Source organism: Streptomyces sp. NPDC088553 (genome assembly GCF_044752965.1).
Lineage (GTDB): Bacteria > Actinomycetota > Actinomycetes > Streptomycetales > Streptomycetaceae > Streptomyces.
In genome coordinates, this window is record NZ_JBIVMG010000005.1 from 259,983 (window position 1) to 275,638 (window position 15,656).

Genomic DNA, 15,656 nt, shown 5'->3' on the forward strand with positions numbered 1-15,656 from the left:
CCCTCCACATGACCGAGCCCTCGATGATCACCTCCGTCCTCGTCGCGAACCGGGGCGAGATCGCCTGCCGGGTCTTCCGCACCTGCCGCGAGCTGGGCATCTCCACCGTCGCCGTGTACTCCGACGCGGACGCCGACGCCCTGCACGTACGGGAGGCGGACACGGCGGTACGGCTGCCGGGGGCGGCGCCCTCGGAGACGTATCTGCGCGGCGACCTGGTGGTGAAGGCGGCGCTCGCGGCGGGCGCGGACGCCGTCCACCCCGGCTACGGCTTCCTCTCCGAGAACGCCGGCTTCGCCCGGCAGGTGGCCGACGCCGGACTGGTGTGGATCGGCCCGCCGCCGGAGGCGATCGAGGCGATGGCGTCCAAGACCCGCGCCAAGGAGCTCCTCGGCATCGCGCCGCTGACGGACGTGACCGAGGCCGACCTGCCCGTCCTGGTGAAGGCGGCGGCGGGCGGCGGCGGCCGCGGGATGCGCATCGTGCGCGAACTCGGCAACTTGGAAGGGGAGTTGGCGGCCGCCTCCGCCGAGGCGCTCAGTGCCTTCGGTGACGGCGAGGTGTTCGTCGAGCCGTACGTCGAGAACGGGCGGCACGTCGAGGTCCAGCTCCTCTGCGACACCCACGGCACCGCCTGGGCGCTCGGCACCCGTGACTGCTCCCTCCAGCGGCGCCACCAGAAGGTCGTCGAGGAGGCGCCGGCGCCCGGTCTGCCCGCCGCGCTCGAAGCGTCCCTCCTGGACACGGCCGTCCGGGCGGCGAAGGCCGTCGGCTATGTCGGCGCGGGCACGGTCGAGTTCCTGGTGGCGGAGGGTCGGGCGCACTTCCTGGAGATGAACACCCGCCTCCAGGTCGAACACCCGGTGACGGAGGAGGCGTTCGGGGTCGATCTCGTCGCGCTCCAGCTCGCCGTCGCCGAGGGCCGCGCCCTGCCGCCGGAGCCCCCGGCCCCGCGCGGCCACGCGATCGAGGCGCGCCTGTACGCGGAGGACCCGGCGCGCGCGTGGGCCCCGCAGACGGGTGTCCTGCACCTCTTCGAGCTGCCCGGGGAGGGCCGGACCCGGCTCGACACCGGGTACGTCTCCGGGGACACGATCGGAGTCCACTACGACCCGATGCTCGCCAAGGTGATCGTCCACGCCCCCACTCGCGCGGAGGCGATCCGCAAGCTGGCCCACGCCCTCGAACGGGCGCGGATCCACGGGCCGGTCACCAACCGGGACCTGCTGGTCGCCTCCCTCCGGCACCCCGAGTTCGGGGACCCCGGGCTGCTCGACACCGGCTTCTACGACCGGAACCTCGACGCGCTGACGGAGCCCCGGACCGGTGAGGCGTACGCGGCCGTCGCGGCCGCCCTCGCCGGGGCCGCCGCCGACAGGGGCCGCTTCGGCGGTGGTTGGCGCAACCTGCGGTCCCAGGACGAGACGCGGACGTACGGCGATCACGAGGTCCGCTACCGGCCGACGCGGGACGGCGGATTCGAGGTCACGGCCCCCGAGGACGTACGGGTGGTGTCGGCGGACGCCGGCCGGGTGCGGCTCGAAGTCGCCGGAGTCGTAAGGGACTTCGTCGTCGCCGCGTACGGGGACGGGATCGTGCACTCCGGACACCACCGGCTCACCGTCCGTCCCCGCTTCACCGACCCGCGTGAGCAGACGGCCCCCGGGTCCCTGCTCGCGCCCATGCCCGGCACCGTCGTCCGGGTCGCGGACGGCCTCGCCGTCGGCGACCGCGTCACCGCCGGGCAGCCGCTCCTCTGGCTGGAGGCCATGAAGATGGAGCACCGCGTCATCGCCCCCGCCTCCGGCACGCTCACCGCGCTCCACGCCGCCCCCGGCCGCCAGGTCGAGGTAGGCGCCCTGCTCGCCGTCGTCTCGGACGACGCCACGACCGCAGCACAGGAGGACCAGACCGTATGAGCACCATGATCGAAAGTGAAGAGCTCACCGCGCTCCGCGCCGCCGTCTCCGCGCTCGGCCACCGGCACGGCCCCGGCTTCGACCGGGCCACCCTGTGGGCGGAGGCCGGCAAGCTCGGCTATCTGGGGGTCAACCTGCCCGAGGAGTACGGCGGCGGGGGCGGCGGCATGGCCGAGCTGTCCATCGTCCTGGAGGAGGCGGGCGCGGCCGGCGCGCCGCTCCTGATGATGGTGGTCTCGCCCGCGATCTGCGGCACGGTCATCGCCCGCTTCGGCACGGAGGAGCAGAAGAGGGCCTGGCTGCCGGGGCTCGCGGACGGCTCGCGGACGATGGCGTTCGGCATCACGGAGCCCGACGCCGGCTCGAACTCGCACCGGATCACGACGACCGCGACCCGCACGGAGGAGGGCTGGGTCCTCAACGGGCGGAAGGTGTTCGTGTCGGGTGTCGACATCGCCGACGCGACGCTGATCGTGGGCCGTACCTCGGACGCCCGCACGGGCAGCCTCAAGCCCTGTCTCTTCATCGTCCCGCGCGACGCCCCCGGCTTCCAGCGGCGGCACATCGAGATGGAACTCGACGCGCACGAGAAGCAGTTCGAGCTGACGCTCGACGAGGTCCACCTGCCGGCCGAGGCGCTCGTCGGTGACGAGGACGCGGGTCTGCTCCAGCTCTTCGCCGGCCTCAACCCGGAGCGGATCATGACGGCCGCGTTCGCGATCGGCATGGGCCGGTACGCGCTCGCGCAGGCCGTGAGGTACGCGAAGGAGCGGCAGGTCTGGAAGGCCCCGATCGGCGCCCACCAGGCCATCGCGCACCCGCTCGCCCAGGCGCACATCGAGCTGGAGCTGGCCCGACTGATGATGGCGAAGGCCGCGCACCTCTACGACGCGGGCGACGACATGGGGGCGGGCGAGGCCGCCAACATGGCGAAGTACGCGGCGGCGGAGGCCTGTGTGAAGGCCGTCGACCAGGCGGTCCACACCCTCGGCGGCAACGGCCTGACCAAGGAGTTCGGCCTGGCCCGGCTGGTCACGGCGGCACGGGTGGCCCGGATCGCCCCGGTGAGCCGGGAGATGATCCTCAACTATGTGTCGCACCAGACGCTCGGGCTGCCCAAGTCGTACTGATTCAGGGGGGTGACGTCCTGCCGGTGGCGGGCCGCCGCCGGCAGGGCGGACGTTCGGGGTCCGGAGAGGCCCGGTCCTCGCGCGGCGCGAGCCGGTTTCGATCCTGTCTCGGATTCCGTACGAAGGGCTACCGGTTGTGAACATCATGTGTACGATCCGTGCACCTCGCACATGCTCACAGTCCCCGGGAGCCGCACGTGTACCCGCCTCCGCCGCCGTTCCAGCCCGCTCCCGCCCCGCTGCCCGTGCGGCGCTGGTGGCAGCACCCCGCCCTGATCATCTGTCTCCTCGTCTTCCTCCCGCCGGTGGGCATAGCCCTGACCTGGACGAGCCGTTGGAGCCAGAACAAGAAGGTCGTCGCGACCGTCCTCGGCGCCCTGTGGCTCCTGCTGCTGCTCTTCAGCGACCCGCCGGAGGAGGAGAAGAAGGGCGACGCGAAGGGCGCGGCGCAGCCGACGGCGACGGCCGCCGCGACCCCCACTCCGACTCCCACCCCGACTCCCGCTCCGTCGAAGACGGAGGAGACCCCGGCGATGCCCTCGCTCGTCGGGGGGACGTACGCGGACTCCGAGCAGCTCCTCACCGACAACCTGGGCCGGGCCTACGCCGCCTACAAGGACGTCGAGCTGCCCGCCGCATACGCCACCTGGACCGTCTGCTTCCAGCGCCCGGTCGCCGGCGCGCCGGTCTCGTCGGCGGTGCCGGTGGTGTACCTGACGGCGCCGGGCGTCCCGTGCCCGAAGTCGCCCAACGAGGTGCTCCACAAGCCCACCCCGACGCCCAAGCCCAAGCCGGCCGCCCCGAAGCCGACGCGTACCCAGGCGCCCGTGCCCACACAGGAGCCGACGCCCACGGAGGACGCCGGTGACGACTCGTCCTCCGGCGGTGGCGGCAGCGTCTACTACGCCAACTGCACGGCCGTCCGCGCCGCCGGCGCCGCCCCGATCCATCGCGGCGACCCGGGCTACGACAGCCACCTCGACCGCGACGGCGACGGCGTGGCCTGCGAGGGCTGACACCCGGAGAGCCGCTGAAGGGCCCGTCCTCGCGCGGTGGCGCACGGCCCGTCCCCCGCGCGTGCGGCGCACGGCCCGTTCCCCCTCGTGGGGGCGGGCCTTCGCCCTCGTGGGGGCGGGCCTTCGCCCTTCCCAAGAATCATGCATGCGTGCTTGATTGTTTCCCCGGAGTGCTGACAAGGTCTCCCCAAGCCGTACCCCCACACGCGATCCTGGCGACCACCTTCCACCTCTCCCACCTCTCCAGGGGGCTTGCATGGTGTTCCACAGCGAGTACGAGGCCGTTCCCACCGTCTCCCTGCCGATCCACGACGTGGTCCTCGGCCGCGCGGCCGAGCGGGGCGACCTCCCCGCACTGATCGACGGCGCGGGGGAGTTCACCCTCACGTACGGACAGGTCGACGCCTTCCACCGGCGCGTCGCCGCCGGACTCGCCGAGGCCGGGGTGCGGAAGGGGGACGTGCTCGCGCTGCACAGCCCCAACACCGTGCTCTTCCCCATCGCCTTCTACGCCGCCACGCGCGCGGGTGCCTCCGTCACCACCGTGCATCCGCTGGCCACCCCCGAGGAGTTCGCCAAACAGCTCAGCGACTCCTCCGCCCGCTGGATCGTCACCGTCTCCCCGCTGCTCCCCGCCGCCCGCGCGGCGGCCGAACTCGCCGGCGGGATACGGGAGATATTCGTCTGCGACCAGCCGCCGCAAGGCCCCGACGGGGAGGGCGTGCGCTCCCTGCAGGCCTTCCTCGGGTCCACCGGCCCCGAGCCCGAGATCGACGTCGACCCCGACGAGGACGTCGCCGCGCTCCCGTACTCCTCCGGCACCACCGGCGTCCCCAAGGGCGTGATGCTCACCCACGCCTCGATCGCGACGAACCTCGCCCAGCTGGAGCCGGTCATCCCGATGGGGCCCGGCGACCGGATCCTGGCGATCCTCCCGTTCTTCCACATCTACGGGCTCACCGCCCTCATGAACGCGCCCCTCCGCCAGGGCGCCACCGTCGTCGTGCTGCCCCGCTTCGAGCTCGACACCTTCCTCGGCGCCATCCAGAAGCACCGCATCAACGGCCTCTACGTCGCCCCGCCGATCGTGCTCGCCCTCGCCAAGCACCCGGCCGTCGCCGACTACGACCTGTCCTCCCTGGAGTACATCGTCAGCGCCGCGGCCCCGCTCGACGCGGCCCTCGCCCAGGCCTGTTCGGCGCGGCTCGGGCTGCCGCCGGTCCTCCAGGCGTACGGCATGACGGAGCTGTCCCCGGGCACCCACGTCGTCCCGCTCGCCGCCCAGGACCCTCCGCCCGGCACCGTCGGCAAGCTGCTGCCCTCCACCGAGATGCGGATCCTCTCCCTCGACGACCCGGCGAAGGACGCGGCGCCCGGCGAGGAGGGCGAGGTCGCCATCCGGGGGCCGCAGGTCATGAAGGGCTACCTCGGCCGGCCCGACGCCACCGCCGCCATGATCGACGCCGACGGCTGGGTGCACACCGGCGACATCGGCCGGGTCGACGACGAGGGCTGGCTGTACGTCGTCGACCGCGTCAAGGAACTCATCAAGTACAAGGGCTTCCAGGTCGCCCCCGCCGAACTGGAGGCGCTCCTCCTCACCCACGAGGGCGTCGCCGACGCCGCCGTCATCGGCGTCACGGACGCCGACGGCACCGAGATCCCCAAGGCCTACGTCGTACGCCAGGCCGCCGCGGCCGGCCTCACCGCCGAGGACGTCATGGCGCACGTCGCCGCCCGGGTCTCCCCGTACAAGAAGGTCCGCGACGTCGAGTTCATCGAGGCGGTGCCCCGGGCAGCGTCCGGGAAGATCCTCCGCCGAGAGCTCCGAGACCGAGAGTTGAGGGACCGTACATGACCCTGGTCGTCGTCACCGAGGAGCGGGGGATCACCACCCTCGCCCTCGACTCCCCGGCCACCCGCAACGCGCTCTCCGCGGCGCTCGTCACCGAGCTCGCCGACGCGCTCACCGCCTGCGGCAAGGACCCCGCGGTCCGGGCGGTGGTGCTCACCCACAGCGGCAGCACGTTCAGCGCGGGCGCCGACCTCAAGGCGCCGCCGAGCCCGTACGCCTTCGTGGACCTGCTCCGGCAGATCGTCGAGCTGCCGAAACCGGTCGTCGCCCACCTCACCGCGGGCAGCCACACCCGGGCCGGCGGCCTCGGCCTGCTGGGGGCCGCCGACATCGTCGTCGCGGGGGAGGGGGCCGACTTCGCGCTCACGGAGGTACGGATCGGGGTCGCCCCGGCCGTCATCTCCCTCACCCTCCTCCCGAAGCTCGAACCCCGCGCGGCGGCCCGCCACTACCTGACGGGCGAGCGGTTCGGGGTGCCGGAGGCGCTCGCCATGGGGCTCGTGACGGACCGGGAGGCCGCCCTGCCCGGCATCCTCGACTCCCTCCGCGCCGCCTCCCCGCAGGGCCTGCGCGAGGCGAAGCGGCTGGTCACCGCTAGAGTCCTGGAGACCTTCGAACGTGACGCGGAGGACCTGGTGCAGAGGTCGGCCACGCTCTTCGCCTCCGCCGAGGCGCGCGAGGGGATGACGGCCTTCCTCGAACGACGGGACCCCGCATGGCGGCTGTGACCGCACCCAAGCAGGACAGGAGCCGCGCCACCCGGCAGCGGCTCCTGGAGGCGGCCGTGTCCTGCCTGGCCGAACACGGCTGGGCGGGCTCCACGGTCGCCGTCGTCGCGGAACGGGCCGGCGTCTCCCGGGGCGCCGCCCAGCACCACTTCCCGACCCGCGAGGACCTGTTCACGGCCGCCGTCGAGTACGTCGCCGAGGAGCGCTCCCAGGCGCTGCGGACCCTGCCGTCCCGCGACCGCCACGAGGCCGTCGCCGCGCTCGTCGACCTCTTCACCGGTCCCCTCTTCCGGGCCGCCCTCCACCTGTGGGTCGCCGCCTCCGGCGAGGACCAGCTCCGCGCGCGCGTGACCGAGCTCGAGGCCCGTGTCGGCCGCGAGTCCCACCGCATCGCCGTCGAGGTGCTCGGCGCCGACGAGTCCCGCCCCGGCGTCCGCGAAACCGTCCAGGGCCTCCTGGACATGGCCCGCGGCCTCGGCCTCGCGACCCTCCTCACGGACGACCGTGCCCGCCGCGAACGCGTCGTCGCCCAGTGGGCCCTGCTGCTCGACGAGGCGCTCGCGTAGGAGGGATTCGGGCACACCCGAAACGCCGGCGAAAAGATTCGGGCCGACCCGCAGCCCCCACCTGGGGATCTTCCTTCTGAAGCCCGTCACGGCCGCAAGTCCTCCCGTACGACGTGACCCGCGCCACAGTCCAACCATCGCCACCGCAGTACTCTGGTCGCATGCCTACGCTCGTACGCCGTCGCCACGTGGACTTCCTCCGCGTCACGTCCATGAGCTGTCGCCGCTCCGCCTGACCCCAAGGGGCACCACCAGCGCCCCCACCGGGTCCCTCGTTCAGAGCCCAAGCCGACCGGCACCCGTGGCCCCCGCCCCACCCTCGGCGGCCGCCCCGGGCACCCGTAGACCCCGCGGACGCACCCATGACTCGCAGCTCGTACTCCTCGCAGCTCCCCATCGTCGACCTCTCCGCCGCAGACCGTGACCCCCAGGCGCGGCGCCTGCTCCACGCCCAGCTCCACTCGGCCGCGCACGACGTCGGGTTCTTCCAGCTGATCGGGCACGGGGTGACCGAGGCCGAGACGCGGGCCCTGACCTCCGCGATGCACGCCTTCTTCGCCCTGCCCGAGGCCGACCGGCTCGCCCTCGACAACATCAACTCGCCGCACTTCCGCGGCTACACCCGCATCGGCGACGAACGCACCGCCGGCGCGCGCGACTGGCGCGACCAGCTCGACATCGGCGCCGAGCGCCCCGCGCGGACCCCCGCGCCCTGGGAAGCCCCGTACTGGTGGCTCGAAGGCCCCAACCAGTGGCCCGAGGCCCTCCCCGAGCTGCGGACCGCGGCCCTGCACTGGATCGAGCGGCTCAGCGGGGTCGCCGAGCGGCTGCTGCACGAGCTGCTCGCCTCGATCGGCGCACCCGAGGACTTCTACGACGACATCTTCGGGCCGCGCGCCCACCCGCACCTCAAGCTGGTGCGCTACCCGGGCAGCAGCGGTGACGGCGACGGCCAGGGCGTCGGCGCGCACAAGGACTACGGCTTCCTCACCCTGCTCCTCCAGGACCAGGTGGGCGGGCTCCAAGTGCAGCGCGAGGACGGGAACTTCCACGACGTGCCGCCGCTGCCGGGCGCGTTCGTCGTGAACCTCGGCGAGCTCCTCGAAGTGGCGACCAACGGCTATCTGATCGCCACCAATCACCGGGTCGTCTCGCCGCCAGGGGCGACGGAGCGCTACTCGGTGCCGTTCTTCTACAACCCGCGGCTCGACGCCCGGATCAACCCGCTGACCTTCCCGTACGCGGAGACCGCGCCCGGCGTCACGGCCGATCCGGCGAACCCGCTGTTCGCCGAGTACGGCCGCAACGAGCTCAAGGGCAAACTGCGGGCCCACCCGCTGACGACGGCCCGCCACCACGCGGACCTGCTGCTGCACCCGGAGGCGCAGCCGGCCCTGTCGTCCTAGCCGGCCCTGTCGCCCTCGCCGGGGTACGACGTCCTGTCGTACCCCGGTGACTCGTACCCGGCGCCGTCTCATGCGACGTCTCATGCGACGGCGCCCACGACGTCCGCTGCGACGGCCCCGACTGTGCGGGCCGGGCCGTCGCCGTACGGACGGGACTCCGGAACTCAGCCCGCGATGTCCGCGTAGCCCTCGATCTCGCGCGGGTTCCGCTGCCCCGGCCCCGTGTAGCGGGCCGACGGACGGACGAGCCGGCCCGTGCGCTTCTGCTCCAGGATGTGCGCCGACCAGCCGGCCGTACGCGCGCACGTGAACATCGACGTGAACATGTGCGCCGGGACCTCGGCGAAGTCCAGGACGATGGCCGCCCAGAACTCGACGTTCGTCGCCAGGACACGGTCGGGACGGCGGTTGTGCAGCTCGTCCAGGGCGGCCTTCTCCAGCGCGGCGGCCACCTCGTAGCGCGGGGCGTCCAGCTCCTTGGCCGTCCGGCGCAGCACGCGCGCGCGGGGGTCCTCGGCGCGGTAGACGCGGTGGCCGAAGCCCATCAGGCGCTCGCCCTTGTCGAGGGCCTGCTTCACGTACGCGGTGGCGTCGCCGGTCCGCTCGATCTCCTCGATCATGCCGAGGACGCGGGAGGGCGCGCCGCCGTGCAGCGGGCCCGACATGGCGCCGACGGCGCCGGAGAGCGAGGCGGCCACGTCGGCGCCGGTGGAGGCGATGACGCGCGCGGTGAACGTGGAGGCGTTCATGCCGTGCTCGGCGGCGGAGGTCCAGTAGGCGTCGACGGCCTTGACGTGCTTCGGGTCGGGCTCGCCGCGCCAGCGGATCATGAAGCGCTCGACGACGGACTCGGCCTTGTCGATCTCGCTCTGCGGGACCATGGGGAGCCCCTGGCCGCGGGCGGACTGGGCGACGTACGAGAGCGCCATGACGGCGGCGCGGGCGAGGTCGTCGCGGGCCTCCTCGGCGGAGATGTCGAGGAGCGGTTTGAGGCCCCACACGGGCGCGAGCATCGCGAGGGCGGACTGCACGTCGACGCGGATGTCGCCGGAGTGCACGGGGATGGGGAACGGCTCGGCGGCCGGCAGGCCGGGGTTGAACGCGCCGTCGACGAGCAGGCCCCAGACGTTGCCGAACGAGACGTGGCCGACCAGGTCCTCGATGTCGACGCCGCGGTACCGGAGGGCGCCGCCTTCCTTGTCGGGTTCGGCGATCTCCGTCTCGAACGCGACGACTCCCTCGAGCCCGGGTACGAAGTCGGACATCAGGCGGCTCCTCTATCGATGATCGATCAACCGAGTGGTGGTCGATGGTGGGGATTCAACAGTCGTCCAGCCCAAGAGTCTGTACGGTTCCGATGATGCGGGGAAGCGTGACATCCGGCACACTCCGCCGATCCGGCGAGTAAGGATTGGCGGCCCGCGGTGGCGGGCAGACTGCGGCGCTGCGGCAGGATGGCCCCGTGACCGATCCTGTGAACGACGCCCTGGATCCCGCGGACATGCGCGAGCAGTACCGCACCACCGAGCTGTCGGCCGCCGACCTCGCGCCCGAACCGATCGCGCAGTTCACCCGCTGGTTCAAGGAGACCGCCGAGAACCCGGCGATCCACGAGCCGAACGCGATGATCGTCTCCACGGCCACCCCCGACGGTCGGCCGTCCTCGCGCACGGTGCTCCTGAAGCACTACGACCAGGCCGGCTTCGTCTTCTTCACCAACTACGACTCCCGCAAGGGCGCGGAGCTGGCGGCCAACCCGTACGCCTCGCTGCTCTTCCCCTGGCACCCGCTGGCCCGCCAGGTCATCGTCACGGGCCGCGCCGAGCGCGTCGGCCGCGACGAGACGGTCGCCTACTTCCGCACCCGCCCGCACGGCTCCCAGCTGGGCGCCTGGGCGAGCCGGCAGTCCTCGGTGATCGCGTCCCGCGCGGAACTCCTCGCCCGGTACGAGGAGCTCGCCGCCCGCTACCCCGGCGACACGCAGGTGCCGGTCCCGCCGGAGTGGGGCGGCATCCGGGTCGTACCGGACGCGGTCGAGTTCTGGCAGGGGCACGAGAACCGGCTCCACGACCGGCTGCGGTACGTCCGCGGGGACGGCGCGGGCGGTACGGCGGGCGAGACCTGGCGGGTGGAGCGCCTGGCGCCCTGACCGGCGCACATGCCGCCGGCGTACCCGCTCACGCAGTCCCTCGGGGCCCCCGTACCGGATTGCGTTTCCGCGATGCAACGATTTCGGTGAAGGTGATGTGCTCTGCGTCACGTTCCAGTTGAATGGCGGCAGCATGGGGGGTGCCGGGATGAGTGCTTTCACGGGGTCCGCGAGCGCGACCGCTTCCGTTCCCGGGGCGGGGGCCGATCTGCTGGCCGCGCTGCTCGACGGGATGGACGCGGCGCTCTGCGCGTTCGACGCCGACGGGACGGTCACGCACTGGAACCGCGAGGCCGAGCGGATCCTCGGCTGGTCCGCCGCCGAGGCGGTCGGGCGGCGCGGGTTCGAGGGCTGGGCGGCGCGCAGCGCCGACGCCGAGGAGACCTTGCAGCGGCTGATGGGGGCCATGAAGGGCCCGGGCCGGCAGGTCCACGAGCTGGCCCTGCTCCGCAAGGACGGCGGCCGGGTGCTCGTCCGCAGCCAGGCCGCCGGCGTACGCGGGGCGGACGGCGGTCCGGCGGGGGTGTACTGCGCGTTCAGCGAGGTCCACGTCCAGCTCGACCTGGAGCGGTCGGTGGCGCTCAGCGAGGCGCTGTTCGAGGACGCGTCCTGGGGTGTCGTCCTCGTCGACGCCGACCTGCGGCCCGCCATGGTCAACGGCCACGCCGCCCGCGCCTTCGGAACCGGGCGCACGGCCCTGCTCGGACGCCCGCTGGGCGATGTCGTCGTGCACGGCGCGGAGGAGCTGGAAGCCGCCCTCCAGCACGTCCTGGCGGAGGGCACGCCGTCGTCGCCCGCCGAGGTGTGGGTGACGCTGCGGACGTCCGCCGGGGAGCGGCGCCGGTGCTGGCGCAGCGGCTTCCTGCTGCTGTCCTCGCCGATGGCGGAGGAGCCGGTGCCGCTGGGTGTGGCCTGGCTGTTCCAGGACGTGACGGAGGAGCGGCTCGCGGCGCGCGAGGCGGACCGGCTGCGGTTCCGGTGGAGCCAGCTGCACCGGGCGGGCGCGGCGGTGGCGGAGTGCGAGGACCCGGCGGAGGCGGCGGCGGTGCTGCTCGACTTCGCGCTCGCCGGGTTCGCGGACCACGCCCTGGTCGACCGGGTCGCGGGCGAGCGGCGGCTGACCCGGGCTCTGGCGACCCCTGCGGGCGCCCCCGGCCCGGCGTCGCCGGTGGTGGGCGGCGGCATCCCGCTGCGGTACGGCCCGAGGCACCCGGCGCTGCAGGCCTGGGACCGGGTGGGCACGGTCCGCGCGAGCGCGGGCCGCACGGCCGAGGTGTGGGCGGAGGCCCACCAGTGGCCCGCCGACGCGGCCCACGCGGTCTGCGTGACGCTGCGCTCCCGGGGCCGCACGCTGGGCGTGGTGACGTTCCTGCGTGCCGCGTGCCGCCAGCCGTTCGAGCGCGAGGACGTGGTCTTCGCGGAGGCGGTGGCGTCGAGGGTGGCGGCGGCCCTCGACCTGGGGGAGCGGGCGGACACCCCCTAGGAGTGGCGCGCTTCGACGCCCTGCTCCTGGCCGCGACCGACGGGGCCCGGGGGTATCGACAAGACACCCCCTGGTGCCGTTGGCCGGCGCGGCCTGGTGCCGGTGGTCCGGCGCGGCCTAGTGCCGGTAGAAGATCCGGTCGCCGTACTCCGTCATCACACGGCCGTTCCACTCGTGGCCGCCGTCGACGTTCCCGGAGCGCAGCAGCGGCGGCTCGATGCCGCGGCGGACGAGGTCCTCGGCGGCGGCGGCGAGCGTGGCCTGCATGAGGGCGCTGGTGACGACGGTGGAGGCGGGCGCGAAGGGGGCCTCGATGCCCTCGTGGGTGAGTTCGGCGTCGCCGACGGCGATCCGGGAGTCCAGGACGATGTCGCAGTGGTCCTTGAGGTACGTCCCCGAGACGTGCCGGGACTTGGTCTCCGTCGCGTACGCCACCGAGGTCACGCCGATGACGGTGAGGCCGAGGGCGCGGGCGTTCATGGCCATCTCGACGGGCAGGGCGTTGCGCCCGGAGAGGGAGATGATGATCAGGACGTCCCCGGCGGTGGCCGGGGAGGAGTCCAGGACCGCCCCGGCGAGGCCGTCGACGCGTTCGAGGGCGGAGCCGAGGGTGGCCGGCATGACGTCGACGCCGACGACACCGGGGACGACGAGCAGGTTCATGAGGGCGAGTCCGCCGGCCCGGTAGACGACGTCCTGGGCGGCGAGCGAGGAGTGGCCCGCGCCGAAGGCGAAGAGCCGGTTGCCGTTGGCGACGGCCTCGGCGATCGCGGCGCCGGCCGCGGCGATCTCGGCCGAGTCGCCGTCGCGCACCTGCTGGAGCAGGCCGATCGCGGCGTCGAAGAACTGTCCGGCCAGCTTGCTCTCGCCCGCGCTGTCGCCCATTCCAGAAGCTCCTTCTCGTCGCCGTCGCGTCGTCGCGTCATGTCGTGGTCGTGCCCTGGTCCTGCCCCGGTCGCCGATCACGGTGCGGTCTGGACCATTGCTCTGTCAATACCGCCTTGGGCCGGTGAGGCCCGGTTGTCGGCGCGATGCGTCAGAATTGGTGCAGGGCCAGCGCACGACTCATCGAGGGGCACGTATGTCCGGACTGATCGACACAACGGAGATGTATCTCCGCACCATCCTCGAGCTTGAGGAGGAAGGTGTGGTCCCCATGCGTGCCCGGATCGCCGAGCGGCTCGACCAGAGCGGCCCAACGGTGAGCCAGACGGTGGCCCGGATGGAGCGCGACGGACTGGTGGCCGTCGCCAGCGACCGGCACCTGGAGCTGACCGACGAGGGCCGCCGCCTCGCCACCCGCGTCATGCGCAAGCACCGCCTCGCGGAGTGCCTGCTCGTCGACGTGATCGGCCTGGAGTGGGAGCAGGTGCACGCCGAGGCCTGCCGCTGGGAGCACGTGATGAGCGAGGCCGTGGAGCGGCGCGTCCTGGAGCTGCTGCGTCACCCGACGGAGTCGCCGTACGGGAACCCGATCCCCGGTCTCGAGGAGCTCGGCGAGAAGGCGGAGGCCGAGGCCTTCCTCGACGACTCGATGGTGTCGCTCGCCGAGCTGGACGCGAGCGAGGGCAAGACGGTGGTCGTCCGCCGGATCGGCGAGCCGATCCAGACGGACGCCCAGCTGATGTACACGCTGCGGCGCGCGGGCGTGCAGCCCGGCTCCGTGGTGTCGGTGACGGAGTCCGCGGGCGGGATCCTCGTCGGCAGCAGCGGCGAGGCGGCCGAGCTGGACGCGGACGTCGCCGCCCATGTGTTCGTGGCGAAGCGCTGACGCGCTGACACCGCGCCTCGGCTGACACCGCTTCTCGCGGGAAGGGTGCCTCACCGGTCGTCGTCCTCGACGACCGGTGAGGCACCCTTCGGCGTCTCCGCCCGGGAACCGGCGTCCGGGCGCCCCGGAAATAGGACACGTTCGAGTGTCGCGTCCGGGCCAACGGCCCTTGTGCGCCCCGGTTTACGCCGGAATGGCTACGCCCGCGCCCTGGCCGTGCCACGCTGGGGCGGAGTGGTGCGATACGAGGGGCGGAGTGGTGCGAGACCGGGGAGGGGTGGGGGCCGTGCAGCAAGCGGAAGCCGTACGTCGGATGCCGTCCGCCCCGGCGGCCCGCGCGCCCCGGACGGCGGCGGGCTCACGCCTGCCACGTACGGCAACGGGCCCCTGCCCGGCCCGGACGGCAGAGGGCCCCGGCGCCTCGCGGCGCCGGGGCCTGTCCTCCCCTGTGCTGACCTGGAGCCCCGAGCTCTCAAGGTCAATCCCCTCGGACCGTTTTCCCCGAGCGGTCCGCCTCCCGTTCAAGATCTCCCCTCGGCGGCGCCCGTCAATCCTTGAGGCCTGTCACTCGAACGAGGGGTGTTGTGCGGCAGGAGCGCATTTTCGAATGCAAGTTCGATAGTCTGGCGTGGTTCGACGGCAAGAAGAGGGGGTGCCAGGGATGGCGCGACGACTCGACGTCACCGGGGCCGACGGCGTACGGCTGGCGGCCTGGGACTTCACGCCCGGGACCGCGCCGCAGGCCGGCCCAGGCGTCTTACTCCTCCACGGCCTGATGGGCCACGCGGCCCACTGGTCCCCGGCGATCAGCCGTCTCGCGGAAGCGGCGGCCCGCCCCGACGCGACCCCCCATCCCCACAACCACCCCCGCACCATCGCCCTCGACCAGCGAGGCCACGGGCACAGCGACAAGCCTCCCGCCGCGTCCTTCACCCGCGAGGCGTACGTGGCGGACGCGGCCGCCGCCGTCGAGCAGCTCGGCCTCGGCCCGGCCACCCTCATCGGCCACTCCATGGGCGCCCTCACCGCCTGGCAGCTGGCCGCCGAGCGCCCCGACCTCGTCCACGCCCTCGTCATCTGCGACATGCGCGCCTCGGCGCTCGGCGCGGCCTCGCAGCGCGAGTGGCGGGACTGGTTCCGCCGCTGGCCGACCCCGTTCCCCTCGCTCGACGCCGCCCGCCGCTGGTTCGGCGAGGAGGACCCGTGGGTCGAGCGCCCCAACCCCGCCCGGGGCGCCTTCTTCGCCGAGGTGATGGCCGAGCACCCGGACGGCTGGCGGCCGGTCTTCGACCCGGAGCAGATGCTGACCTCCCGGGCGACCTGGGTGCACGACGCCCACTGGGAGTCCCTGGCCCAGGTCCGCTGCCCCACGCTGGTCGTCCGCGGCCTGGACGGCGAGCTGGGCAGAGCCGAGGCCCAGGAGATGGTCCGCGTCCTGCCGCACGGCGCGTACGCGGAGATCCCCGACGCCGGGCACCTCCTCCACTACGAGCACCCGGACGCCTGGCGCGAGGCGGTAGGCCCCTTCCTGAACGGCGTCCTGACCTCGTAGGAAAGAGTCAGGCGGGCCGCCCCGGCGAGAGGCCACCCTCCTGACGGACGCGTGGGCGGGACGAGGTACCTTCCCTGTCGC

General features: G+C 73.3%; 12 protein-coding genes and 1 pseudogene. 11 read left to right on the forward strand and 2 right to left on the reverse strand.

Annotated elements, in window-relative coordinates; genetic code table 11:
* Window positions 1-23: 23 nt before the first annotated feature.
* From ACIP8Z_RS17955 to ACIP8Z_RS17985, 7 genes and pseudogenes are all read left to right on the forward strand, one after another.
* Entirely contained in the window at window positions 24-1,919 is a 1,896-nt protein-coding gene (locus tag ACIP8Z_RS17955; protein WP_402085290.1) for an acetyl/propionyl/methylcrotonyl-CoA carboxylase subunit alpha, read from the forward strand.
* Complete coding sequence (locus tag ACIP8Z_RS17960; protein ID WP_402084398.1) at window positions 1,916-3,049, forward strand: acyl-CoA dehydrogenase family protein; 1,134 nt, start codon at window positions 1,916-1,918, stop codon at window positions 3,047-3,049. The genes ACIP8Z_RS17955 and ACIP8Z_RS17960 overlap by 4 nt, the downstream gene beginning before the upstream one ends.
* Window positions 3,050-3,927: 878 nt before the next feature.
* Window positions 3,928-4,065: pseudogene (locus ACIP8Z_RS17965) on the forward strand (excalibur calcium-binding domain-containing protein); the annotation flags it as partial.
* A 256-nt stretch (window positions 4,066-4,321) separates the two neighbouring features.
* Window positions 4,322-5,923: an AMP-binding protein gene (locus tag ACIP8Z_RS17970; RefSeq protein ID WP_402084401.1), complete on the forward strand. Its 1,602-nt coding sequence runs from the start codon at window positions 4,322-4,324 to the stop codon at window positions 5,921-5,923.
* Window positions 5,920-6,648 (forward strand): enoyl-CoA hydratase family protein, encoded by a 729-nt coding sequence (locus ACIP8Z_RS17975; protein WP_402084403.1) that lies wholly within the window; start codon window positions 5,920-5,922, stop codon window positions 6,646-6,648. The genes ACIP8Z_RS17970 and ACIP8Z_RS17975 overlap by 4 nt, the downstream gene beginning before the upstream one ends.
* Window positions 6,636-7,214 carry a TetR/AcrR family transcriptional regulator gene (locus ACIP8Z_RS17980; RefSeq protein WP_055602732.1) on the forward strand — a complete coding sequence of 193 codons (579 nt, stop codon included), beginning with the start codon at window positions 6,636-6,638 and terminating at the stop codon, window positions 7,212-7,214. Before ACIP8Z_RS17975 ends, ACIP8Z_RS17980 begins: the two co-directional genes overlap by 13 nt.
* 362 nt (window positions 7,215-7,576) lie before the next feature.
* The gene (locus tag ACIP8Z_RS17985) at window positions 7,577-8,620 is read left to right on the forward strand and encodes a 2-oxoglutarate and iron-dependent oxygenase domain-containing protein (protein WP_319310940.1); all 1,044 of its coding nucleotides are present in this window, start codon (window positions 7,577-7,579) and stop codon (window positions 8,618-8,620) included.
* A gap of 164 nt (window positions 8,621-8,784) precedes the next feature.
* Here the strand turns inward: ACIP8Z_RS17985 and ACIP8Z_RS17990 are convergent, their stop codons facing one another.
* The gene (locus tag ACIP8Z_RS17990) at window positions 8,785-9,885 is read right to left on the reverse strand and encodes a citrate synthase 2 (RefSeq protein ID WP_402084406.1); all 1,101 of its coding nucleotides are present in this window, start codon (window positions 9,883-9,885) and stop codon (window positions 8,785-8,787) included.
* A gap of 236 nt (window positions 9,886-10,121) precedes the next feature.
* On the opposite strand from ACIP8Z_RS17990, the gene pdxH reads away from it, so the two are divergent.
* Window positions 10,122-10,769 carry a pyridoxamine 5'-phosphate oxidase gene (gene pdxH / locus ACIP8Z_RS17995; RefSeq protein ID WP_402085292.1) on the forward strand — a complete coding sequence of 216 codons (648 nt, stop codon included), beginning with the start codon at window positions 10,122-10,124 and terminating at the stop codon, window positions 10,767-10,769.
* 148 nt (window positions 10,770-10,917) lie between these two features.
* Complete coding sequence (locus ACIP8Z_RS18000) at window positions 10,918-12,252, forward strand: PAS domain-containing protein (RefSeq protein ID WP_402084409.1); 1,335 nt, start codon at window positions 10,918-10,920, stop codon at window positions 12,250-12,252.
* Between the two features lie 117 nt (window positions 12,253-12,369).
* Here the strand turns inward: ACIP8Z_RS18000 and ACIP8Z_RS18005 are convergent, their stop codons facing one another.
* Complete coding sequence (locus ACIP8Z_RS18005; RefSeq protein ID WP_030322211.1) at window positions 12,370-13,137, reverse strand: SIS domain-containing protein; 768 nt, start codon at window positions 13,135-13,137, stop codon at window positions 12,370-12,372.
* A gap of 196 nt (window positions 13,138-13,333) precedes the next feature.
* Here ACIP8Z_RS18005 and ACIP8Z_RS18010 point away from each other — a divergent pair, with 196 nt between their 5' ends.
* On the forward strand, window positions 13,334-14,023 hold the full coding sequence (locus ACIP8Z_RS18010; protein ID WP_030322213.1) for a metal-dependent transcriptional regulator: 690 nt from the start codon (window positions 13,334-13,336) through the stop codon (window positions 14,021-14,023).
* Window positions 14,024-14,684: 661 nt separating this feature from the next.
* Window positions 14,685-15,575 (forward strand): alpha/beta fold hydrolase, encoded by an 891-nt coding sequence (locus tag ACIP8Z_RS18015; protein ID WP_402084412.1) that lies wholly within the window; start codon window positions 14,685-14,687, stop codon window positions 15,573-15,575.
* The last annotated feature ends 81 nt before the right edge of the window (window positions 15,576-15,656 follow it).